The following is a 23288-nucleotide window of genomic DNA, read 5'->3' as shown; positions in this document are numbered from 1 at the left end:
CGCGGCGGAGCCGCATATGTCACAGCCCCGCGCCCCTGACGGGGCGCCCCCCGGCGTGCACATTCGGGGCGCCCCACCGTGCTCCCCAGCTGAGAAACGGAGTTTGCTGATGGCTACCCTTCCCTCGCCGGAAGTGCTGAGCGCGCCCCTCGTAGTCGAGTTTCCGTTCACCCGGTCCCTCGGGCCCGTACAGAGTGCCTTCCTCACCGGGCTGCGTGAGCGGACCGTGCTCGGAGTGAAGGCCGGTGACGGGCGGACGCTCGTGCCGCCCGTCGAGTACGACCCCGTCACCGCCGAGGAGATACGCGACCTGGTGGAGGTCGCCCCGACCGGCACCGTCACCACCTGGGCCTGGAACCACGAGCCCCGCCGCGGTCAGCCGCTCGAAACGCCCTTCGCCTGGGTCCTGGTGAAGCTCGACGGCGCCGACACCGCGCTGCTGCACGCCCTGGACGCGCCGGGCCCCGAAGCGGTCAGGACCGGCATGCGGGTGCGGATCCGGTGGGCCGCCGAACGGAGCGGTGCCATCACCGACATCGCCTGCTTCGAGACGTACGAAGGGGAAGCGGGCGGCATCGAAAGTGCCCCGCACGACGGTGTGTTCGGGGATCCCGTCACCGGGATCGTCGCGCCCGCACGCCTCGACTACACCTACTCGCCCGGCCGCGCCCAGAGCGACTACCTGGGCGCCCTCGCCGACCGGAAGGTCGTCGGCGAACGCTGCCCCTCCTGCCACAAGGTCTACGTCCCGCCCCGAGGAGCCTGCCCCACCTGCGGCGTCGCCACGACGGAGGCGGTCGAGGTCGGGCCGCGGGGCACCGTCACCACGTACTGCATCGTCAACATCAAGGCGAAGAATCTCGACATCGAAGTTCCCTATGTCTACGCGCACATCGCGCTCGACGGCGCCGATCTCGCCCTGCACGCGCGCATCGCGGGGATTCCGTACGACCAGGTGCGGATGGGCCTGCGCGTCGAACCCGTGTGGAGCGACGGCGGCCGCTTCCCCGATCACTACCGGCCCACCGGTGAGCCGGACGCCGACTACGACACGTACAAGGAGCTGGTGTAGATGCCGTCCGCCATGCGGCCCGCCCGCGACATCGCCATCGTCGCCTTCGGGCAGACCGACCACCGGCGCTCCTCCGACGAGCTCTCCGAGGTGGAGATGCTCATGCCGGTCCTGCACCAGGTCCTCGACGCCACCGGCCTGAAGACCAGCGACATCGGCTTCACCTGCTCGGGGTCGTCCGACTATCTCGCGGGACGTGCCTTCTCCTTCACGATGGCGCTCGACGGGGTGGGTGCCTGGCCGCCCATCTCTGAATCGCATGTCGAGATGGACGGGGCCTGGGCGCTGTACGAGGCATGGACGAAGCTGCTGACCGGCGAGGCCGACACCGCGCTCGTGTACGCGTACGGCAAGTCGTCCCCCGGCTCGGTGCGCGACGTCCTGACCCGTCAGCTCGACCCCTACTACGTGGCCCCGCTGTGGCCCGACTCGGTCGCGCTCGCCGCCCTCCAGGCGCAGGCCCTGATCGACGCGGGGGACACCGACGAGCCCGCGCTCGCCGGGGTCGCCGCGCGCAGCCGCGGGGACGCGGCCGCCAACTCCCATGCCCAGCTGAAGGGTTCGGTGCCACAGGGCGAGTACGTCGTGCGTCCGCTGCGCACCGGCGACTGCCCGCCCGTCGGCGACGGGGCCGCCGCCGTGATCCTCGCCGCGGGGGACCGGGCCCGCGAGCTGTGCGAGCGGCCCGCCTGGATCCGCGGGATCGACCACCGGATCGAGGCGCACAGCCTCGGCGTGCGCGATCTCACCGACTCGCCGTCCAGCAGGCTCGCCGCCGAGCGGGCCGGAGCCTTTGAACGGCCCGTGGACACGGCCGAGTTGCACGCCCCGTTCACCGCGCAGGAAGTCGTCCTGCGCAAGGCCCTGGAGCTCGGCGACGACGTCGCGGTCAACCCGTCCGGCGGCGCGCTCGCCGCCAACCCGATGATGGCCGCGGGCCTGATCCGGCTCGGCGAGGCGGCCGCCCGCATCCACCGGGGCGCCTCGGACCGCGCGCTCGCCCACGCCACGTCCGGCCCCTGCCTGCAGCAGAACCTGGTCGCCGTCCTCGAAGGAGACGCCCGATGAACAAGGAGCCCGTGGCCGTCGTCGGGATCGGCCAGACCAAGCATGTCGCGGCACGGAGGGATGTCTCCATCGCGGGACTCGTCCGGGAGGCGGCCCAACGTGCCCTCACGGACGCCGAGTTGACCTGGGCGGACATCGACGCCGTCGTCATCGGCAAGGCGCCCGACTTCTTCGAGGGCGTGATGATGCCCGAGCTGTACCTGGCCGACGCCCTCGGCGCGGTCGGCAAGCCGATGCTGCGCGTACACACCGCGGGCTCGGTCGGCGGCTCCACCGCGCTCGTCGCCGCGAACCTGGTCGCGGGCCGCGTCCACGGCACCGTCCTGACCCTCGCCTTCGAGAAGCAGTCCGAATCCAACGCGATGTGGGGGCTCTCCCTGCCCATCCCCTTCCAGCAGCCGCTCCTCGCGGGCGCGGGCGGCTTCTTCGCCCCGCACGTACGCGCGTACATGCGACGCACCGGCGCCCCCGACACGGTCGGCTCGCTGGTGGCCTACAAGGACCGCCGCAACGCGCTCAAGAACCCGTACGCCCACCTCCACGAGCAGGACATCACCCTGGAGAAGGTCCAGGCGTCGCCCATGCTGTGGGACCCGATCCGCTACTCGGAGACCTGCCCCTCGTCCGACGGCGCCTGCGCGATGATCCTCACCGACCGTGCGGGCGCGGCCCGTTCACCCAAACCACCCGCCTGGATGCACGGCGGCGCCATGCGCAGCGAGCCGACGCTCTTCGCCGGCAAGGACTTCGTCTCCCCGCAGGCGGGCAAGGACTGCGCGGCCGACGTCTACCGGCAGGCCGGCATCAGCGACCCGCGGCGCGAGATCGACGCCGTCGAGATGTATGTGCCGTTCTCCTGGTACGAGCCGATGTGGCTGGAGAACCTCGGCTTCGCCGATGAGGGCGAGGGCTGGAAGCTCACCGAGGCGGGCGTCACGGAACTCGACGGGGACCTGCCCGTCAACATGTCGGGCGGTGTCCTGTCCACCAATCCCATCGGCGCATCCGGCATGATCCGCTTCGCCGAAGCGGCACTTCAGGTGCGCGGCCAGGCCGGCGAGCACCAGATCGACGGGGCCCGCAGGGCGCTCGGGCACGCCTACGGCGGCGGCGCGCAGTTCTTCTCCATGTGGCTGGTCGGCGCGGAGCCGCCCACGACGTGACGGGTGGTGTCGTGCCGGGCAGGCGTTCGTCCTCCTTCCGCGGCCTGTCCGGCGCAGGAACCGAAAGCTAGGCTGGCGGGCGGACGACGCATCGGGAGGAGCACGGACGTGGCCGAAGGCACCATTCAGCAGCATCCGCTCGCAGGCTGGGACAAGCCGGAGCTCGACCTCAGCACCGCGGACTGGCGATCGAGCAGTGAGGGGCGGGGAGACGTGGAGATCGCCTTTGTCGAAGGATTCATCGCGATGCGCAACGCGGGCCGCCCCGAGAGTCCGTCCCTGATCTTCACCCCGGCGGAGTGGGGTGCCTTCGTGCACGGCGCACGCGAAGGCGAGTTCGATCTGACGTAGGCCGTACGGGCGTTGTGCGCCCTCGCCTCCGGCTGTCGCGGCCGGCCGCGCCGCCGGCCGTGCTGACCTGGTGACTTTGGACTCTGCCCCCGGGCCCGCCCGCCGCGCGAGGCCGGGCCCGGAAGCAGAGCCGGTCGACCTTGGCCTTGCGCCGGAGACGAGGAAGCCATGAGCGACGCCGTGAACGGCGATGCCACCGTCCAGCCTGTTGTCGTCGCCGTGGACGGATCAGCCGGCAGCGATCACGCCCTGGAGTGGGCGCTGACCGCCGCGCGGCTGCGCCGTGCGCCGCTGCGGATCGCGCATGTACGGCAGTACGCGCTGCCGCTTGCCGACGGGCCGCGCATGCCGACCATCGACCACCGCCACGACGCCGACCCGGTCATCGACCGTACGCGCGGGCTCCTGGAGGGGCGGGCGGAGCTGCCCCCGCTGATGTTGGAGGTCGTGGACGGCTCTCCGGGCAAGGACATTCCACGGCTCGGCGACGGGGCGCAGCTGCTTGTCCTCGGGTCGCGGGGACGCGGCGGGTTCAGGAGCCTGCTGCTCGGCTCGAACGGTCTGGCGTGTGCGCGCGAGGCGGCGTGCCCTGTCGTGGTCGTGCGGCCCGGTGCGGAGCCGGCGGCGGACGAAGAGACGTACGTGGTGCTCGGCCTCGACGCGCTGACCCCGGACGACGGTGTCATCGGCTTCGCCTTCGCCGAAGCGCAGATGCGGGGCGTTGCGCTGCGCATCATCTGCGCCTATGCCTCGCCCACCCTCGTCTACACCGCCACCGGCGACTTCGTGACCTCGGCGAGCGCGGACGCGGCGGCCGCGGCCGATCACACGGAACGCGCGGACGTGCGGCTCGCGCCGTTCAAGGAGCGCCATCCGAAGGTGAGCGTCGAGCTGCTCGTCCTGCCGGGGGACGCGGCCGGGGTCCTGGTGGAGGCGTCGCTGAACGCGGAACTCGTGGTGGTGGGACGGCACCACCGGCGGATGCTGGCCGGCCGCCTTGTCGGCTCGGTGACCAATGCGGTGCTGCTGCACGCGGAGGGCGCGGTGGCCGTGGTGCCGGTCGGCGAGGAGGAGTGAGCGGGGCGGGGTGAGTGTGCCGGCGGGCGGGGGCTCACCCGAGCACGACACAGCCCCGCCCCTCCAGCCTCCGCAGGAGTTCGTCCGGCACATGGACGTCGTTCCAACGCAGGTCCAGCTTCTCCAGCGAGGGCAGTTCCGCGATCCAGTGCGGCAGCTCCCGCAGCCGGTTGGCGCGCACGTCGACTCTGCGCAGCAGGGGCAGATCGCGCAGTACGTCCGGTACGTGAGTGAACTCGTTCTCGCGCAGCTCCAGTTCGCGCAGTTGACGCAGCCGGCGGAATGTGGCGGGGAGCGCGGAGAGGCGGTTGCCGCGCAGCCACAGTTCACGCAGGGCCGTGAGGCCGCCGAGGGACGCGGGCAGCGCGGTCAGGTCGTTGTGCTGGGCGCGCAGTTCCACCAGGGCCGTGAGCGAACCCAGCGCGTCCGGCAGCGCGGCGAGCCGGTTCTCGCCCACGTTCAGATACCTCAGCCGCGTCAGCCCGCCCAGTGACTCCGGCAGCGAGGCGAGGTTGTTGTCGTGGAGGTAGAGGAAGCGGCTGAGGCCCGTCAGGTCGCCCAGCTCGGGCGGGACCGACGTCAGCCGGTTGTGGCCGAGGTCCAGGGTGTGCAGCGCGGTCAGGGTGCCGATCCGCGCGGGCAGCCGCGTGAGCGCGTTGTCGGGCAGGAGCAGGATCTCAAGGGCCGGGTGCCGCCACACCTCGTCGGGGATCTCGCTCAGCCCGCCGTGCCAGTAATTGAGTACGCGCTCGGCGCCGGCCGGCATATGAGTTCCCTTCGTCTGCGTCTGCGGAGAGGCGACGTCAGTCAACCGCATCACTGTCGGCGAATCGGCTCCCGGCGGCCCGTACGGGCGTAATCTGAAGTGCCTGAAGGCCAAGGCGTGCGCTGCGGTAAGCGCCCGGCGCACCACCGTGGCTGGGGGTGTCCCATGGTGCAGCACTTCAGTCACGGCAGGCGGATCCTCTTCGAGCGCGAGAGTGAACTGGCCGCCCTCGACGAGGCGTTGAGCGAGCTGAGCGGGCTGCCGCGCGACGGCGCGGAACCCCCGGACCGGCGCCGTGGCGCGCTGCTCTCCTTCGCGGGGCGCGCGGGCCTCGGCAAGACCTCCCTCCTCGCGGAGGCACGGCGACGTGCGGCGGCCAAGGGCTGCACGGTGGCGTCCGCGCGCGGCAGCGACCAGGAGCAGCGCGTTGCCTTCCACGTGGCACGCCAGCTGGTCCAGCCGCTGCTCGCCCCGGTCCCGGACGCGGAACTGCGCGCGGCGCTTGGCAGTTGGTACGCCATCGTCGGCCCCGCGCTCGGGCTCTGCGCGCCGTCCGACGGCGCGCCGCCCGACCCGCAGGGCCTGCGCGACGGGCTCGACTGGGTGCTCACCCATCTCGCCGTGCAGCGCGCCCCGTTGGTGGTCGTCATCGACGACGCGCACTGGGCCGACGCCGAGTCGCTGAGCTGGCTCGCCGCCTTCGCGCCCCGCGCCGAGGCGCTGCCGCTGCTCCTGATCGTCGCCTACCGGCCCGAGGAACTGCCCGCCCATGCCGAGGAGTTCAGAGGGCTGCCCGGACGGGCGGGGCAGCGGCCCATCGGTCTCGAACCGCTCAGCGCCGGCGCCGTCGCCCGCCTTGTCCGCGACGGGCTCGGCGCCCGCGCCGACGACGCGTTCTGCCGCGAGTGCTGGGCGGTCACCGCGGGCAATCCGTTCGAGGCGGTGGAGCTGACCGCCAAGGTGCGCGACCGCGGCCTCATCCCCGATGAGGCCGCGGCGCATCTGCTGCGCGACCTCGCGGCCGCCGTCAAGGGCAGCGGTCTTGTCGCCCGCCTGGAACGCCTGGGCACCTCCACCGTCCGGTTCGCCTGGGCCTGCGCCGTACTCGGCACCGAGATCTCCCCGGCGCTCGCCGCCGCCGTCGCGGGCATCGGCGAGCGGGAGGGCGCCGACTGCGCCGACCGGCTGCGCCGCGCCCGCGTCCTGACCGGCGCCGACCGGCTCGAGTTCGTGCACCCGCTGATCGCCACCGCCGTCTACCGCGCCATTCCCTGCGGGGTGCGCGTCGCCCTGCACGGCCAGGCCGCCTGGTCCGTGGTCAACGCCGGGTTCGGCGCGTCCGCCGCCGCGCGCCATCTCCTGGAGGTCCACCCCGACGGCGACACCTGGGTCGTACAGCAACTGCGCGCCGCCGCCGGCGAGACCGTCCGGGCGGGGGCGCCCGACGCCGCCCGCCGCTATCTCGCCAGGGCGCTGCGCGAACCACCGCCCTGGGAGGACCGTGCCGCGGTCCTCTACGAACTGGGCTGTGCCTCGCTGCTCACCGAGCCGGCGACGACCGTCAACCATCTGCGGGCCGCCCTCGAAGAACCCATCACGGACCCCGCCCTGCGCCACGGCATCGTCTACCGCCTCTCCCAGGTCCTCGCCCACTCCGACCGCCTCGGCGAGGCCTCCGACACCCTCGCCCGAGAGATCCGCCTGACCACCGACCCACGGGTGCGGATCCGGATGCAGGCCGAGCAGTTCATGTGGGACGCCTTCCGCGCCGACGAACCCGACTCGCCCGCCCGCTCCCGGCGCCTTGCCCGGCTCGCCGACCGGCTGCCGGGCCGCGACCTCACCGAGCGGTACGTCATCGGGCTCCGCGCCTGGGACGCCACGCTGCGCGCCGAACCCGCGGGGACCGCCGTGCGGCACGCCGAGCGGGCCCTGGTCGGCGGGCTCGGCTGGGCGGAGGAGGACCGCGGCTTCGAGGTACCCGTCCTGGTCGCCCTCACCTTCCTGTACGCCGACCGCCCCGGCCGCGCAGAGGAACTGTTCGCCGCCGGGATCGCCGACTTCGAGCGGCAGGGCTGGCGCGGCGCCCATCTGTCCTTCGCGTACACCCTGCTCGCGTACATCCGCTTCCGGCGCGGCCGTCTCGCCGAGGCCGAGGACTTCGTGCGCGCCGGCCTTCGGATCGCCGAGCGGGTGGGTCCCGGCACCCCCGCCCACTGGTACGCGGTCGGCATCCTCATCGAGACCCTGCTGGCCCGCGGCCGGGTCGCCGAGGCGACGCGGACCGCCGAGCAGTACTCCTTCGGAGCGCCGTTCCCCGCGGCCGTCGTCTTCCCCGACGCGCAGGCCGTGCACGGCGAACTGCTCCTCGCGCGCGGGCTCACCAAGGACGCGGCCGCCGAACTCGCCGCGGCAGGCCGCCGCCTCGACCCGCGCGGCATGCGCAACCCCGCCTGGTGCCCCTGGCAGCTGCACCTCGCGCTCGCCGAGGCCGAGGACGCCCCCGAGCGCGCGCTCGCCATTGCACACGAGGCGACCCGGCGGGCCCGCGGATTCGCCACCGCCTCGGCGGTGGGGCAGGCGCTGCGGATCAGCGCCGAGGTCTCGTCGGGCTCGGCGCGCCTCAAGCTCCTGGAGGAGGCGGTCGGTCATCTGGAGCGCTCGCCCGCGGCGTACGAACTGGCCTGCGCGCTGGTGGGCCTCGGCGGTGAACTGCGCCGCGCAGGACGCCCCAAGGAGGCCGCCGAACCGCTCTACCGAGGGCTCGACGCGGCCGTCCAGTGCGGGGCCGACGGCCTGGTCGAGCGGGCCCGCGACGAGCTGGCGGCCGCGGGCCTGCGTCCCCGGCTGCTGCACAGCACCGAGACGGACACGCTCACCGCGCGCGAGCGCACCGCCGCCAACCTCGCCGTCCGGGGCGAGCCGGTCGCCAGGATCGCCGCGGAGCTGCACACCGACGAGGCGGCCGTGGTGCGGATGCTCTCCGCCGTTTACCGGAAGGTGGGGACGGACCATGCGGGTCTCGCCGCCGCGCTGGGCGCTTCTGCGGATGGGCGGTGATGTGCCTGCGGGTCCGGTGGGGGCTGGTCGCGCAGTTCCCCGCGCCCCTTCGGGGCGCCCCCCCGGGTGGGCTGAACCGCGCCGCCCCCGCGCCGACAAACGCCGCGGGCCACGTACCATTGGCGCATGTCCTTCCTCCGCCGCCGCAGCTCCGCCACTCCCGCGGGCCCGGACTTCGATGTCCTGGCCATGGACCCCGGTGACTGGCCCGGCAATCTCGGCGCGGGTCTGCTGCCCGCGCCCGACGGCAGCTGCCAGGGTGTCTTCCTGCGCTACGACCTCTTCGGCGGCCGCGGCCCCGCGATGATCATCGGCAATCTGCCCGAGGGCTCGCCGGCCCGCGAGACGGGCGACGACGAGGTGCCCTTCGAGGTGGCCCAGCTGCTGCTCGCGCTGGAGAACGACGAGGAGATCACCGTCGTCACCACCGAGGACATGCCGGTGATGCAGGGCGACAACCTCCTGATCGTGCGACGCCTCAAGCTCTCCGAAAGCCGCATCTCCTGCGTGCAGTTCGACCGCAGCGACGGCGTCCTCGTCACCATCGCCGCCTGGGACCGGCCGATCACCGACGATCTGTACGCACTGCTCAAGCCGCTGCCCGCGGAGCTTTTCCAGCAGGGCTGAAGGGCCCCGCTCCCGCGCCCCGACCGAATCCATCCGCATCCGTCCAAGTACCCACCCCTTACGTCCAAGGGGTGGGTTTGTTGTGTGTCTTGCCACTGAGTCATCGGACTTTTAACGTGACCGGTCATGACTCCTGGGATCTCCCGAAGAACCACCATGAAGTCCGCCGTCGGCGGTGCGGCCGTACTGGCAACGGGTGGAGGCGTATTGGCCGATACCGCGGGTGCGGCCGAACGCCGACGTGATACGTCCGATGAATCGCTGCTCTGGTACGCGGCGCCCGCCGCCGACTGGGAGCGCGAGGCCCTCCCCATCGGAAACGGCGCGCTCGGCGCCATGGTCTTCGGCACCCTCGCATCCGAGCGGCTCCAGTTCAACGAGAAGACCCTGTGGACCGGCGGCCCCGGCTCCCGCGACGGCTACGACTTCGGCAACTGGCGCGAGGCCAGACCGGGGGCCCTCGACGACGTACGCGAAGAGCTCGACGCGCAGGGCAGCCTCGGCCCCGACGCCGTCGCGGCGAAGCTCGGCCAGGCGCGGCGCGGCTACGGCGCCCACCAGACCTTCGGCGACCTGCACATCGACCTGCCGGGCGCGCCGGACACCCCGGACGCCACTTACCGCCGCGCCCTCGACCTCCGCCGGGGCCTGGCGACCGTCACGTACACCCACCAACAGGTGCGCCACGAGCGGGAGTTCTTCGCCTGTCACCCGGACGGTGTGCTCGTCGGGCGGCTGACCGCGGACCGCCCCGCGAGCGTGACCTGCACCCTGCACCACACCTCGCCGCGCACCGACTTCACCGTCACGGCCGACGGCGACCGCATGACCGTACGCGGTGAACTCGCCGACAACGGGCTGAAGTTCGAGGCGCAGCTCCGGGTCGTGCACCAGGGTGGCAAGCGCACCGCGAACGCCGACGGCAGCATCACCGTCAGCGGCGCCGATCACGTCTGGTTCGCGCTCGCCGCGGGCACCGACTACGCCGACACCTACCCCGACTACCGCGGCGACGACCCGCACGCCACCGTCACCCGCACCGTCGACGAGGCCGTCGCGCAAGGGCACGGCGCGCTGCGCGCACGCCATCTGCGCGACCACGGCGAGCTGTTCGGCCGGGTCGCCCTCGACATCGGCCAGTCCATGCCCGCCGACGTCCCGACCGACCGGCTGCTCAAGGGATATGGGGGAGGGGCGAGTGCGTCCGACCGTGCCCTGGAAGCCCTCTTCTTCCAGTACGGGCGCTACCTCCTCATCGCTTCGTCGCGCGCGGGATCGCTGCCCGCCAACCTCCAGGGCGTATGGAACAACAGCATCACCCCGCCCTGGTCGGCCGACTACCACACCAACATCAACCTCCAGATGAACTACTGGCTCGCCGAGGCCGCGGGCCTCCCCGAGACCACCACGCCGTACGACCGCTTCGTCGAGGCACTGCGCGAGCCGGGCCGGCGTACGGCCAAGGAGATGTTCGGCTCGCGGGGCTGGGTCGTGCACAACGAGACCAACCCCTACGGCTTCACCGGAGTCCACGACTGGTCCACGGCCTTCTGGTTCCCCGAGGCGGCCGCCTGGCTCACCGCGCAGCTCTATGAGCACTACCGCTTCGGCGGTTCCACGGACTATCTGCGCTCCACCGCCTACCCGGCGATGAAGGAGGCCGCCGAGTTCTGGCTCGACAACCTGCGCACCGACCCGCGCGACGGCACCCTCGTCGCCACCCCCAGCTACTCGCCCGAACACGGCGACTTCACCGCGGGCGACTCCATGGCCCAGCAGATCGTCCACGACCTGCTCACCAACACCCTGGAGGCCGCCCGCGTCCTCGGCGACTCGGCCGCCTTCCGTGCCGAACTCGAAAAGACCCTCGGCAAGCTCGACCCCGGCCTGCGCATCGGCTCCTGGGGTCAACTCCAGGAGTGGAAGGCCGACTTGGACGACAGGACCGACGACCACCGGCACGTCTCCCACCTCTACGCCCTGCACCCCGGACGGCAGATCAAGCCCGGCAGCAAGTGGGCGGACGCCGCGAAGGTGTCGCTGACCGCGCGCGGCGACGGCGGCACCGGCTGGTCCAAGGCGTGGAAGGTCAACTTCTGGGCACGCCTGCGCGACGGCGACCACGCGCACAAGATGCTGAGCGAGCAGCTCAAGTCCTCGACGCTGCCCAACCTCTGGGACACCCACCCGCCGTTCCAGATCGACGGCAACTTCGGTGCGACATCGGGTGTCGTGGAGATGCTCCTGCAGAGCCAGCACGACGTCATCGAGGTGCTGCCCGCACTGCCCGCGAGCTGGCCCGACGGTTCGGTGCGGGGGCTGCGGGCGCGCGGCGGGGCGCGGATCGACGTCGAGTGGTCGGGCGGGCGTACAACCCGCATCGTGCTCACCGCCTCGCGGACGCGCGAACTGACTGTCCGCAGCGGGCTGTTGAGCGGCGGCGAGAAGACGTTCAAGGCGCGGGCGGGGGAGCGTTACGTCTTCGACTGACCCGCCGTCAGTTCGGCCCGCGCATACGCCGGGGCCGGGTCTGCCCCCACGCAGACCCGGCCCCGACTGACCTTGGCGGCTCCAGGAGCCCTGGAAGCCCTACGAGCCCGACGACACCATCCGTACGTCGGCCGCCCGCACATACGCCACGCGGTGCCCGAACTGGATCTCGTAGTACGTGTCCTTGCCGCGCACCACCTTGTGCGGCGCCGTGTCGAACGTCGGGGCGTAGAAGTACTCGCCCGGCATCTTGTCGCCGACCGCGTACTTCTGGCCTGCCAGGAGCTTGTACGGCAGCGGGGTGACCGGCTGCGCGGGGACGCCCGCCGGGTACGCCTCCTTCTCCGGGTAGGCGCGGCCGTAGACCGGGACGCTCTCCGCCCCCGCCTTCGGCGTGATCACGGGCCCGGACGCGTCGAGGGCGGTCGGCTGCTTCTTCGGGTTCTTGAACCAGGCCTTCTGGCCCAGGTACCAGACGGCCGTCCAGTCGCCCTTGCGGTCGGCGACCGCGTACTGCTGGCCGGTGGAGAGCCGGGCGCCGATGTCGTTCACGCCGATCGTCGAGTCACCGCCGCCGGGCCGCAGGCCGATGTCCTTGATCAGCGGTGCGTCGTCGCGCGGCTCGGTGTGCACCCGCACCGCCGCGGAGCCGTGCGTCTCGCACTTCTCGCCCGGCTTGACGCAACCCGTGTACTCCGGCCGGTTCTTGGCGTACTCGGGCGCCACCGTCACCAGGCCGCCGTCCGGGCCCGCCGTGCGCACGAACGGCTTGCCCATCAGCGTGAAGTAGTGCTGCCAGTCCCAGTACGGGCCGGGGTCGGTGTGCATGCCCGCGATCGTCGACGGCACCGTGCCCTGGACGTTGTCGTGGCCGATGATGTGCTGGCGGTCCAGCGGGATGTCGTACTTCTTGGCGAGGTACTTCACCAGACGGGCCGACGAGCGGTACATCGCCTCGGTGTACCAACTGTCGGGCTGTGCGAGGAATCCCTCGTGCTCCAGGCCGATCGACTTGGCGTTGACGTACCAGTTGCCCGCGTGCCAGGCGACGTCCTTCGCCTTCACGTGCTGGGCGATGTGCCCGTCGGTGGAGCGCAGGGTGTACTGCCACGACACGTACGTGGGGTCCTGCACCATCTTGAGGACGCCTTCCCAGCGCCCCTCGGTGTCATGGACGACGATCGTGTCGATGCTCTGGCTCTTGGGGCGGTTCGACAGATCGTGGTTACCGTAGTCGTCGTTGCCGTTCGGGTCCTTGAACTCCTCGTACGGCGCGGGGATCCACTCGCACGACACGGTCTTCGGGCACTCGGTCGCGCCCGCGGCCGCCTTCCGCAGCCCCATGCCGAGCACCTGCGCCGCGTCCGGCCGCAGGCCGCTGTCCGGCGCGAGCGCCACGCGCTGCCCGGCGTCCGTGGTGCGCGCCTGGCCGTCGCGGATGACCGCGAACACGTCATTGGCGTACGTCGCCGCAGTGGCCTGGTCGTCCGCGCCGGAGAAGCGGGCGATCGCTCCGTACCAGTCGGCCGGGTCGTCGCTGAGCGGCTTGCCGAGCTTCTTCTGCGCGGCGGCGAGCAGGGCGGCTCCGCCGCGCACGTTGGCCGCGGGGTCGGTGCGCAGGCGCTCGGCGGAGAGGCCACTGAGTTCGGCGGCGCGGGGCAACGTCTTGAGCCGGGCGGGCAGTTGGGAGTTCTCGGGCACCGTGGCCGTCGACTCCTTAGACGCCTTTGACTCCTCCGACTCCATTGGCTTCAGTACGCCCCGTGAGGCGTCGCCGCGGGGGTCCTCCGTGCCCTCGCTGTGGTGCGGTGCGCCGGCCATGGCGATGGCGATGGCGGTGCGCGCGTCGGTGAGGTGCATCGGGCCGTAGCCGCCGGTGACGCTCGGCGCGCCGCCGTGCGCGTCCCAGCGGGACTGCAGATAGGAGACACCGAGCAGCACGCTCCGCGGCACCTGGTACTCGGCGGCGGCGGAGGCGAAGGCGTCCTGCAGCCGGGCCGACGCGGCGGGGTCGTCGGCGCCGGACGACGGTGCGGCACCGAGCAGCGGGAACAGCAGACCGGCGGAGACAAGGGCGCCCGCGGCCCTGACGGATCGTCTGCTGTTGGCAGGGGTGCGGGCGGTGGCGGATCCTCGCAATGCAGCCTCCTGGGACGGTGAAGCGTGATGGGGCGTGCGGGGCCGGGCGTGCGTCAGTGGTACCGGCTCCCCGACGATCCGTCAATCATGCCCAGAGACAAGGATTTCCCATGTCAGCGCCGGTCCGGGCGGGTTTCGCCCGAAGAGGCCGCACGGCCTGCGACGCGTCAGTGGAATGGACCAATGAGCAGCGGGAACACGACGGTGACCCCAGGGCGGACCCCCGGTCCTGTCAGAGGTCCGGTCCACCTGTTCGGGGGAGGGCCCGGCGGCCGAGCCTGGTGGCGTCACACCCAGGATGAGCCGACACGGTCAGCCGCCGGACGGTTCGTGCACGATGTTGATCACGACGAACAGCACGCACACCATGCACACCATGCAGTCCATGACCATTCCCGAGTTCGGCACCGCGGACGTACTGCGCCTCGCCGAAGTCAAGACGCCCGAGCCCGGTCCGGGGCAGGTGGCGATCGAGGTGGCGTACGCGGGCGCCAACTTCGCCGAGGTCTTCTTCCGGCAGGGCGTGGTGGACGTACCGCTGCCGTACGTACCCGGGATCGACACCGGCCCCGAGCCGACCGGCTCGGCGGCCGCCGCCCATGGCTTTCTGGTGCGCCGCCGCCCCATGCCCGCCGGGACCGTCGCTGATCTGCCCGCCCCGCGTCAGGCCCCCGGCTTACGGACGATCAGCGTGGGCTCACTCGGGCTCTGCCCGCCCCGCGTGGCGATCGACCTGTCGCTCCACCTCGCGTGCCTCGTCGGTCAGCATCTGAAGCCTGGCCTCGGCCTGGTCCGCGCGGGCCTGGATGCGGGCCGTGTCGTCGGCGATGACCTGGCAGGCCAGATCCATGGCGGTGTCGACGTCTTCGGGGGAACCGCGCTCCGCCAGCTCCTCCAGGGCGCTCTTGACCGCGGGGATGCCGCCGCGTGCGTGGATGTCGTTCCAGAACTCATAGTCCATCCGGGCATTTTGACGCATCCCAGGGGTGCTCGCGGACCCAGCCCGCGACAAGCACGTACGCGATCGCGGTACTACGCCCGCAAGCCCTGCAGCACCTCCCGGCAGGCGGCCCCCGCACGGCTCGTCGCCCCCGCGCAGAGGCGGCAGTGCTCATGGTGCGGCGCGTGCCGGGCGCACAGTTCATGGCTGCGCTCGCAGGCAATCACGCACGCCTCCAACTGCGCGGTCAGCAGCGCGTGGCCGCCGTCCGAGCCGCGCGTCAGAACCCGCCGCGTGGCGGCCGCCACGTCGGCGCAGTCCAGGTCGCGGCTGATGGCGTCGCGCAGTTCATCGGCCTCTTTCGCGGCGAGCATGCCGGCCGCGCACGCCGCCACGGCCTGCTCGCACGCCGAGAGGGAGTCGGCGGCGTCGGCGAGCATCTGGTTGTCGAGGTGGTCGGCCCGAGAGGCAAGGCTGTCGAACAACTCGCGTGTCTGGAGCATCGCGTCTCCAACGGAGTCGGGGCGGGAGCAAGGAGAGGGTGAACTGGTGAACTCCCGGTCTCTCGACGCTAGTCCTGGCCGCCGCCCGGGTGAAGGGCGCGGGCCGGACCGATCGACGCCGCCCCACCCCCGCACCTCCCATGTGGCGTACGTCACAAAGGAATCGTGGATCGGGGGGAACTCTTCCGTCGCTTCGGCCGACTCATGGACCGGCCCGACGACGGCCGACCGCGTCCGCACGCCCCGTGACCCAGGAGAGCCCCGCATGTCCGCCGAACCCACACTTCTCGCCCCGGACGACGGGCAGGAGACCCCGGGGGATGCTCCCTCCGCAGGCCGGTCAGGATGGGCGTCGCTGCGTCCGCTGGTGCTGCGGCTGCACTTCTACGCCGGGGTGCTCATCGCGCCCTTCCTCCTCGTCGCCGCCACGACGGGACTTCTCTACGCCTGTTCCTTCCAGGCCGAGAAGATCGTGTACGACCATGAAATGCGCGTCCCCGTGAGCGCGAACGGCACCGAACTTCCCGTCTCTCGGCAGGTGGCCGCCGCCCGCAAGGCGTACCCCGAAGGCGAGATCGGCGCGGTGCGCCCCTCGCCGGAGGAGGGCGCCACGACGCGTGTCCTGCTGACCGGAGTGCCCGGCGTGGACGAAGACCGCAAGCTCGCCGTCTTCGTGAACCCGTACAACGGAGAAGTCCGCGGCGCCCTTGAACAGTACGGCTCCACCGGCGCCCTGCCGCTGCGCACCTGGATCTCCGAACTCCACCGCAATCTGCACCTCGGCGAGCCCGGCCGCCTCTACAGCGAACTCGCCGCGAGTTGGCTGTGGGTGATCGCCGGCGGCGGTCTCGTCCTGTGGTTCGGACGGCGAAGGGCCCGCCGCAAGCTGCGCGGCACCACCGGCCGCCGGCGCACGCTGTCGCTGCACGGTTCGGTCGGCGTATGGGCCGCCGGCGGACTGATCTTCCTGTCGGCGACGGGCCTCACCTGGTCGACGTACGGCGGAGAGAGCATCAGCGACCTGCGCGAGGCCATCGGGCAGACGACACCGACGGTGACGGCGGGCGTCGCGGGCGGCGGAGGGGAACACGCCGAGCACGACGCGTCCGGCTCGGCGGGCGCCGCGAAGGGCGACGATGTCGGCCTGGACGCCGTGCTGAAGACGGCCCGCTCCGAGGGGCTCGGCAACCCGGTGGAGATCGTCGCGCCCGCCGACGCGTCATCCGCGTACGTCGTCAGCCAGGTCCAGCGCAGCTGGCCCACGAAGCAGGACTCCGTCGCCATCGATCCGGCGACCGGTGAGGTCACCGACGTACAGCGGTTCGCCGACTATCCCGTGCTCGCCAAGCTCACCCGCTGGGGCATCGACGCGCACACCGGTGTCCTGTTCGGCCTCGCCAACCAGATCGCCCTCGCCGCGCTCGCCCTCTGCCTGATCCTGCTGATCGTGTGGGGCTACCGCATGTGGTGGCAGCGCGGCCGCGGCACCGCCTTCGGCCGCCCACTGCCGCGCGGGGCATGGCAGAACGTCCCCGCATACGTCCTGGTCCCGCTGATGGCGGCCATCGCCGCACTCGGCTACTTCGTCCCGCTGCTCGGCATCCCCCTGGCCGCCTTCCTCGCCGTGGACATCGTCCTGGGGGAGATCGCCTACCGGCGCGGGCGGCGGAGCTACGCCTGAGTGACGCCGCCGCGGAGTGGGGATTCGGAGCGCTGCGGTGCGTCGTACGGTGGGCGGGTGGTTCCCTCGGCCGTGCGTCTCGTGAAGCGACTTGTGGCCCTCGACGCCGAGTGCGGTGCGAGGGCGGCATTGCCCGTCGTGCGCGAGGCGATGCGGCGCCTGCCGGAGTTGTCCGCCGATCCCCGGGCCCTGCGCCACCAGGAGAGCGACCGGCTCGCGGCGCTCGCCGAGCTGTGCGAGGTCGTCGGCTGGATTCTCTTCGACGCGGGCCGCTACCGTGCGGCCCACCGGATGAACGACCGCGCGGTGGCCCTGGCGGAACTCTGCGGCGATCGGTGGATGACCCGCTTCGTGCTGCTGAACCACAGCATGCTGAAGGCGCACACCGGAGAGCCGCGGGCCGCCCTGGACGCCGCCGCCCGCACGGCCGGGGCGCGTGCGCTCCCCGCGCGGGTCGGCAGTCTCGTCCTGGTGCGGCAGGCCCACGCGGTCGCCATGCTGGGCGGCCGCAGCGACTCCGTGAAGCTGATCTCCCGCGCGCACAGCCGGTTCCTGGACGGCGTCTCGCGCCACGATCCGCCCTGGGCCTGGTGGTTCGACGAGACCGAACTCGTCGGCCACGAGGGCTGGGTCCAGGCCAGACTGGGCCGCTGGGACCGGGCCATCCCCTTGCTGCACCGCGCCGCCACCGCCCCCGGGCCGTCCTACCGCAAGCTGTTCACGGCGCAGCTCCTCGCGGCCCTCGTGGGGGCGGGGGCCTGGAGCGAGGCGGAAGATCTCATCGTGGAGATCGCTCCTGATGCCGCCCGCATCGGTTCCGTACGCACGACCGAGACACTCGGCGGGACGGCGACCCGGCTGCTGCGCGGGCGCACGGACGTGCCGACCTCCCTGCGGGACGCGGCGGTCTTCCTCCTGGAGTCGCTGCCGGGTGGTGCCAGCGGCGCGAGGCGGTAGCCCGGTGCGGACCCGCCTCAGTCCGGAGCCGCGAGTCCGCTCATCTGTGCTCACTCCGGTCCGACGCGGACCCGTACGTACCCGTCGGCCACGCGGATTGACCGCCCCGCCCCCTTGGCCCGTTCCTCAGGTCGTGGCCGGTTCCAGGGGAGTCGTGTGGCCCGACTCCAGATGCTGTTTGAGCGCCGTGAGCGTGGCACGCATCCCGCGTTCGTTGTGGTCGGCGCGAGGACCCGTGCGCAGTCCCGCCTCGCCGAGCCGGGTCGCCAGGGCGCCGAAGGGCCCGACGCGCAGATCGCGCCAGCTCTGTTCCACGAGCGTGCCGCTCTCGGTGGGCGTCAGCGTGAAGCTCCAACGGGACAGCGGCACACCCACCTTGACCTCCCACGCCAGGGAGCGACCGGGCTCGGCCCGGGTGATGGCGCAGCGGGTGGTCCAGCGGACGCGGTCCTTGCGGTTGGCGCCGTCGAACCGGGCGCCTGCCTCGGCCCGCGTGGCGCCGCCGATCCAGCGCCCGCCGGTGCACTCGGGGCTCCACTCGCCCATCCTGGTCACATCGGCCAGGGCCGCCCACGCCACGTCCGGGGAGACCGCGATCTCTTCTCGTACGGTGACGGTCCTGCGCTTGCCCACCATGCTGTTTCCTTGGGTGTTCTTGCCCCGCGCCACGACGCGGGTGCCGCGCGCGGGCACCAGGGTGACATGCCGCATCCGCGGCTTCTCCGGCGCCGGGTCCGGCACGGTCAGATCGGACCGCTCCAAGACCTCACGGATGATCACTTTCATTTCCAGCAGGGCGAGTTGGGCGCCGACGCAGTAGCGCCGACCGCCGCCGAAGGGCATCCACGACTGCTGTGCGCGGGCGGCCTCCTCGCCCAAGAAGCGTTCGGGCCGGAACTCGTCCGGCCGCGGAAAGGCGTCCGGGTCCCGGTGGATCAGGGAGATCAGCGGTCCGGCGTACCAGCCCGCCGGAACCTCGTACGCGCCGAGTTTCAGTGGGACGTCGAGGAGGCGCGGAGCGTCGTACACCACAGGGCGGGAGCGCAGCGCTTCCTTGACCACCGCGTCCAAGTACCGCTCGTCCGCGTCGATTTCGAGCTCGGCGCGCAGTTTCGCGAGGACGTCAGGGGTGCGCAGGAGGCGTTCGAAGGCCCAGGCGAGCCCCGTCGCCGTGGTCTCGTGGCCGGCCTCGAGCAAGGTGATCAGCTCGTCGCGCAACTCCTGGTCGCCCAGGGGAGTGCCGTCCTCGTCGCGGGCTTCCAGGAGGCGGGAGAGTACGTCGGTCGCGCCGGGCACCGGCTCGCGGCGCCGCCGCGCGATCTCCTCGTACAGGATCGCGTCCACCGCGTCGCGCACCCGCAGGAACCGCGTGGTCGGCAGGAACGTCATCCGACGCAGCACAGGGGAGGTCTGGGTCCAGGCGCTCACCCGGGGCGGAGTCATGAGGAGTGCAGCCGACCCGCCGACCTCGATCAACTCCGGTATCAGGGCGCGCAGTCGGTCGAGGCGGGTGGCGTCGCGGATGCCGAAGACCAGGCGCAGGATGACTTCGAGGGTGATGTTCTGCAGGGAATCGCGCAGGACGAACGGCCGGTCGTGCGGCCAGCGCGCGATCTCCGCGGCGGCGATCTCGGCTATCTCCTGCCGGTAGCGGGCGATGGACTTGCCGTGCAGCGGCGGGCTGAGCAGGCGCCGGTGCCGCCACCACGGGTCGCCGTCCAGGCTGAGCAGGGAGTGCTTGCCGACCATCGGCTCCAGGAACTGCCGCCGCACCTCGCCGGCGCGCCCGCCGCCCGCGTCGACGGCGTAGATCTCCGCCGCCAACTCGGCGTTCGTGACGAGCACTTCGGGTGGGAAGCCGAGGAAGTGGACCTGGAACGCGGGTCCGTAGCGCCGCTGGGCGGCGCGCGTGAAGCGGCCGGGCGCGGCGAGGAACAGCGCCGTCTGGAGCGGCGCGGGCAGGCGCGGGCCCGGAGGCGGAGAGGCGGGAGTCATCGGCACGCTCCTCGTCGGTGAGGTCGATGCGAAGGTCCGAACAGCCGGCAGAGACCGAAAAGCCAACAGGGGCTGAACAGCCAACAGAGACTGAACACTTGTACTGTACGGATGTGCGGCACGGCTGTATAGATTGAGCTCATGCCGAAGCAGCCCTCATCCGCAGCACCCACGCCCGCACCCACTCCCGTACCGAAGTCGAGAAGCCACCGCGACAAGATCCTGGACGGGGCGCTCCTCTGCCTTCAGGAGAAGGGGTACGCGCGCACGACGGCGCGCGATGTCGCCGAGGCGTCCGGCGCCGGACTCGGCTCGATCGGCTATCACTTCGGCGGTATGGAGGGCCTGCTCGACGAGGCGCTCGGCCGGTGCTTCGAGGTGTGGACGGCCCGCGTGCGCGACGCGGTCTCCGCGAGCGCCGGTCAGGGGCCTCGGGCGCAGTTGGAGTCGGCGCTCGTCGCGCTGATCGACTCGTTCGACGAGCTGCGGCCCATGGTGGTCAGCTACATCGAGGCGTTCCCGCCGGCCGTGCGGTCCGCCGCCCTGCGCGAGCGGCTCGCCGCCGGTTACGCGGAGGCGCGCCGGGCGGGCTTCGCGATGACCGCCGATGTCTGCGCCGAGCTGGGGATAGCGCCGCCTCCCGGTGCCGAGGTCGTCTCCTCGGTGGTCATCGCGCTGTGCGACGGCCTGATGCTGCAGTGGATCGCCGACCCGGAGGCCACGCCGGACGCGCACGAGGTCCTGGACGCGCTGACGCTCCTTGCCCCGTTCCTCACGCCTGCGGACTGAGCCCGGCGGCGGCCGTCCGCGCGACCTCCGCGGGGTCCGTGGCGATGCCGCGCTCGTATGCCTCCGTGAAGGCCGCCCGGCCCAGGGCCGCGAGCGCCGCCCCGGTGACCCGGTCGACGTCGGCCCGCTCGGACTCCGGCAGCGGGGCGTGCACGCTCCGGCGCGCCGCGGTCGCCGCGCCGAGGAGCAGGGCGGCGTGCCGGGCGCCGCCGGTCTCACCGCTCAGCGCCGCCGCACCGGCAAGGCCCTCCAGGGAGAGGGCCAGGGCGCGCGGCTCGCCGAGGGAGAGCGCGAGCCGTAGCCCTCGCAGCTGGTGCGCCGTCGCCCCCGGCCCGTCGCCGCGCAGCTCGGCGACGAGGCCGAGTTCCGTGCACAGCAGGTGGGCCCCGGCCTCCGATGACGGATATCCGTCGCGCAGGCGCGCCAAGTACGCCTGCGCCCCATCGAGGTCGCCGGACCGGCGTGCGCCGAGGGCGAGCCCCATCAGCGCATGCACCTCGCCGTACAGATAGCCCTGCTCGACGGCCAACCGGCGGGCCCGCTCGTGCAGTTCGCGCGCCCGGTCCCAGTCGCGGGCCGGCAGTGCGAGCCTGCCGAGGCCGGAGAGCCGCGCGGAGATCTCGGTCGCAAGGCCCAGCTCCTCCGCGATGCCGAGACCCTCCCGCTGACGGCGCTCGGCCTCCGCGTAGTCGCCCCTGATCTCGGCGAGCGCGGCGAGCGGCGTCACGGTCTGCAACTCGCCCCAGCGGTCGCCGAGTTCACGGAAAAGCTCGGCGCCCCGCGCCCCGTCCCGCTCGATGACGGCCAGGTCGCCCCGGGCCAGCGCGTGCATCGCGGCCAGCGCGAGCGCGGCCGCGGTGCCCCAGCGGTCGCCGGTGGCGGTGAAGTGGTCGAGCACCTGCCGGTTGACCTTCTCACCGGCGACGGTGTCGCCCGAGCTGAACAGCGCGTACGCATAGAGCCATGGCGGCCGGCCGCCGACGTGCTGGATCGAGGCCTCGACCGGCGGCGTCGGCGGCGCGGTGCGCTCCCGCGATTCTCCGGTCAGCAATCCGAACGCCGCGTGCAGCAGGCGCGGTTCGGCCGCCGTCGCGTCCACGGCGCACACCGCGGCCAGGGCGGTGCGGGCCTCGTCGAGGCGGCCGCGCAGCAGCCACCACCAGGAGAGGGCGGTGGCGAGGCGAACCGCCGTGTCGGTCGTGCCGTCGGCCGCCGCGCGCCGGACCGCGTGGTCGAGGGCCTCCCGCAGGTTGGCGGCCTCGGCGTCGAGGCGCGCGAGCCACTCCCGTTGCGCGGCGCCGCGCAAGCGCGGATCGGCGCGCTCGGCCAGCTCCAGATAGTGGCTCGCATGCCGGTCGCGTGCGCCGCTGACGCCAGCCGTCTCGTGCAGGCGTTCCGCCGCGTACGCCGCAACGGATTCGAGCAGCCGGTAACGCGGACCGGTGTCGGCGGTTCCGTCCACCGGGGACACCGGGGACACCGGGGACACCGGGGACACCGGGGACACCGGGGACACCGGGGACACCGCGGACACCAGGAACACCAGGGACCGGTCGACGAGCCGGGCCAGGAGATCAAGGACCTCGACGTGCGCCACGTCGCCGCCCGCGCAGACCGCCTCGGCGGCGTCCAGGGTGCAGCCGTCGCGGTGGACCGCCAGGCGGCACAGCACGGTGCGCTCGGGCGGCGAGAGCAGCTCCCAGCTCCAGTCGATGACGGCCCGCAGGGTCTGCTGCCGGGCGGGCGCGCCGCGCTGCCCGGCGGTGAGCACCCGGAAGCGGTCACCAAGGCGTGCGGCCAGCTCCCTTACGCCCAGGGCGCGGACGCGGGTGGCGGCCAGTTCGAGGGCGAGCGGGATGCCGTCGAGGCGGCGACAGATCTCCGCCACGGCGTCCCGCGTCGCGGGGTCGGCGCCGTCGAGGGTGAATCCGGGCGCCGATGCGGTGGCGCGGGCCACGAACAGCCGTATGGACTCGGGCAGTTGCAGCGGTTCGACGGCGTACACCGACTCGCCCGTCAGCCCAAGCGGCTCCTGGCTCGTGGCCAGGACGCGCAGGCCGGGGGCGGCGCCGAGCAGCAGGCCCGTCAGCTCGGCGACCGGCTCGACGAGGTGCTCGCAGTTGTCGAGGACGAGCAGCAGCCGCCGGTCGCGCAGCGCGGCGGCGAGTCGTTCGGCGGGGGCGCGGCCCGGCAGTCCGGCGGGGGTGTCCTCCCGGATGCCCAGCGCGGCGGAGATCACCGACACAAGGTCATCGACGCCGCCCCCGCGCCGGCCGGCCAGCTCGACGAACCACACCTCGCCGGCGTCACGGCCGCACCGCGCGGCGGCCGCCACGGCGAGCCGCGTCTTCCCGACGCCACCCGGCCCGGTAAGAGTCACCAGCCGTGCGGCGCCCAGGAGTTGACGAACCTCGTCCAGCGCGGGCGCGCGACCGACCAGCTCGGTGAGCGGACTGGGAAGACTGGACCGTGCGGACACGCCCTCGGAAGCACGGTCAACACTGCTCACGCCGCTCACGCCGCTCACGCCGCTCACGCCGCTCACGCCGCTCACGCCGCTCACGCCGCTCACGCCGCTCACGCCGCTCACGCCGCTCACGCCGCTCACGC

General features: G+C 72.6%; 17 protein-coding genes and 1 pseudogene. 11 read left to right on the top strand and 7 right to left on the bottom strand.

The features are described 5' to 3' along the window. Positions 1-109 precede the first annotated feature (109 nt). The 5 genes from AB0G47_RS37105 (at position 110) to AB0G47_RS37085 (ending at position 4731) form a co-directional block, all read left to right on the top strand. Positions 110-1072 carry an OB-fold domain-containing protein gene (locus AB0G47_RS37105; protein WP_360779272.1) on the top strand — a complete coding sequence of 321 codons (963 nt, stop codon included), beginning with the start codon at positions 110-112 and terminating at the stop codon, positions 1070-1072. Beyond that, positions 1073-2140 (top strand): thiolase domain-containing protein, encoded by a 1068-nt coding sequence (locus tag AB0G47_RS37100; protein ID WP_360779269.1) that lies wholly within the window; start codon positions 1073-1075, stop codon positions 2138-2140. After that, positions 2137-3303, top strand: a complete 1167-nt coding sequence (locus AB0G47_RS37095; protein WP_360779267.1) for a thiolase domain-containing protein — start codon at positions 2137-2139, stop codon at positions 3301-3303. The genes AB0G47_RS37100 and AB0G47_RS37095 overlap by 4 nt, the downstream gene beginning before the upstream one ends. Before the next feature lie 108 nt (positions 3304-3411). Then, entirely contained in the window at positions 3412-3654 is a 243-nt protein-coding gene (locus AB0G47_RS37090; protein ID WP_135330564.1) for a DUF397 domain-containing protein, read from the top strand. Positions 3655-3822: 168 nt separating this feature from the next. Continuing rightward, complete coding sequence (locus tag AB0G47_RS37085; protein ID WP_360779263.1) at positions 3823-4731, top strand: universal stress protein; 909 nt, start codon at positions 3823-3825, stop codon at positions 4729-4731. 34 nt (positions 4732-4765) lie between these two features. On the opposite strand, the gene AB0G47_RS37080 is transcribed toward AB0G47_RS37085, so the two are convergent. Further along, the gene (locus tag AB0G47_RS37080; protein ID WP_360779261.1) at positions 4766-5497 is read right to left on the bottom strand and encodes a leucine-rich repeat domain-containing protein; all 732 of its coding nucleotides are present in this window, start codon (positions 5495-5497) and stop codon (positions 4766-4768) included. Positions 5498-5662: 165 nt separating this feature from the next. Here AB0G47_RS37080 and AB0G47_RS37075 point away from each other — a divergent pair, with 165 nt between their 5' ends. The 3 genes from AB0G47_RS37075 to AB0G47_RS37065 all read left to right on the top strand — a co-directional run bounded on the left by AB0G47_RS37075 (position 5663) and on the right by AB0G47_RS37065 (position 11674). Further along, positions 5663-8557 carry an AAA family ATPase gene (locus tag AB0G47_RS37075; protein WP_360779258.1) on the top strand — a complete coding sequence of 965 codons (2895 nt, stop codon included), beginning with the start codon at positions 5663-5665 and terminating at the stop codon, positions 8555-8557. Positions 8558-8683: 126 nt separating this feature from the next. Further along, positions 8684-9184, top strand: coding sequence for a hypothetical protein (locus AB0G47_RS37070; protein ID WP_360779255.1), 501 nt, complete (start codon positions 8684-8686; stop codon positions 9182-9184). Between the two features lie 156 nt (positions 9185-9340). Then, the gene (locus AB0G47_RS37065; protein WP_360779441.1) at positions 9341-11674 is read left to right on the top strand and encodes a glycoside hydrolase family 95 protein; all 2334 of its coding nucleotides are present in this window, start codon (positions 9341-9343) and stop codon (positions 11672-11674) included. A gap of 99 nt (positions 11675-11773) precedes the next feature. On the opposite strand, the gene AB0G47_RS37060 is transcribed toward AB0G47_RS37065, so the two are convergent. The 4 genes from AB0G47_RS37060 to AB0G47_RS37045 all read right to left on the bottom strand — a co-directional run bounded on the left by AB0G47_RS37060 (position 11774) and on the right by AB0G47_RS37045 (position 15256). Beyond that, positions 11774-13813: an N-acetylmuramoyl-L-alanine amidase gene (locus AB0G47_RS37060; protein ID WP_360779252.1), complete on the bottom strand. Its 2040-nt coding sequence runs from the start codon at positions 13811-13813 to the stop codon at positions 11774-11776. A gap of 312 nt (positions 13814-14125) precedes the next feature. Beyond that, positions 14126-14440, bottom strand: a complete 315-nt coding sequence (locus AB0G47_RS37055; RefSeq protein WP_360779250.1) for a hypothetical protein — start codon at positions 14438-14440, stop codon at positions 14126-14128. A 70-nt stretch (positions 14441-14510) separates the two neighbouring features. Then, entirely contained in the window at positions 14511-14774 is a 264-nt protein-coding gene (locus AB0G47_RS37050; protein ID WP_360779247.1) for a hypothetical protein, read from the bottom strand. Positions 14775-14845: 71 nt separating this feature from the next. Then, positions 14846-15256, bottom strand: a complete 411-nt coding sequence (locus AB0G47_RS37045) for a hypothetical protein (RefSeq protein WP_360779244.1) — start codon at positions 15254-15256, stop codon at positions 14846-14848. A gap of 265 nt (positions 15257-15521) precedes the next feature. On the opposite strand from AB0G47_RS37045, the gene AB0G47_RS37040 reads away from it, so the two are divergent. Continuing rightward, positions 15522-16937, top strand: coding sequence for a PepSY domain-containing protein (locus tag AB0G47_RS37040; RefSeq protein WP_360779241.1), 1416 nt, complete (start codon positions 15522-15524; stop codon positions 16935-16937). 81 nt (positions 16938-17018) lie between these two features. Continuing rightward, positions 17019-17894, top strand: coding sequence for a DNA-binding protein (locus AB0G47_RS37035; protein ID WP_360779238.1), 876 nt, complete (start codon positions 17019-17021; stop codon positions 17892-17894). 126 nt (positions 17895-18020) lie between these two features. Here the strand turns inward: AB0G47_RS37035 and AB0G47_RS37030 are convergent, their stop codons facing one another. Further along, the gene (locus AB0G47_RS37030; RefSeq protein ID WP_360779235.1) at positions 18021-19889 is read right to left on the bottom strand and encodes a cytochrome P450; all 1869 of its coding nucleotides are present in this window, start codon (positions 19887-19889) and stop codon (positions 18021-18023) included. Positions 19890-20030: 141 nt separating this feature from the next. On the opposite strand from AB0G47_RS37030, the gene AB0G47_RS37025 reads away from it, so the two are divergent. Next, positions 20031-20678, top strand: coding sequence for a TetR/AcrR family transcriptional regulator (locus tag AB0G47_RS37025; RefSeq protein ID WP_360779232.1), 648 nt, complete (start codon positions 20031-20033; stop codon positions 20676-20678). Here the strand turns inward: AB0G47_RS37025 and AB0G47_RS37020 are convergent. Further along, positions 20662-23145 (bottom strand): annotated as a pseudogene (locus tag AB0G47_RS37020) (AfsR/SARP family transcriptional regulator); the annotation flags it as partial. The gene AB0G47_RS37025 and the pseudogene AB0G47_RS37020 overlap by 17 nt on opposite strands. Positions 23146-23288 lie beyond the last annotated feature (143 nt).

Source organism: Streptomyces sp. NPDC021622 (genome assembly GCF_040640795.1).
Lineage (GTDB): Bacteria > Actinomycetota > Actinomycetes > Streptomycetales > Streptomycetaceae > Streptomyces.
Note: the sequence above shows the minus strand (reverse complement) of the source record. Positions and strands in the feature narration are given on the sequence as shown.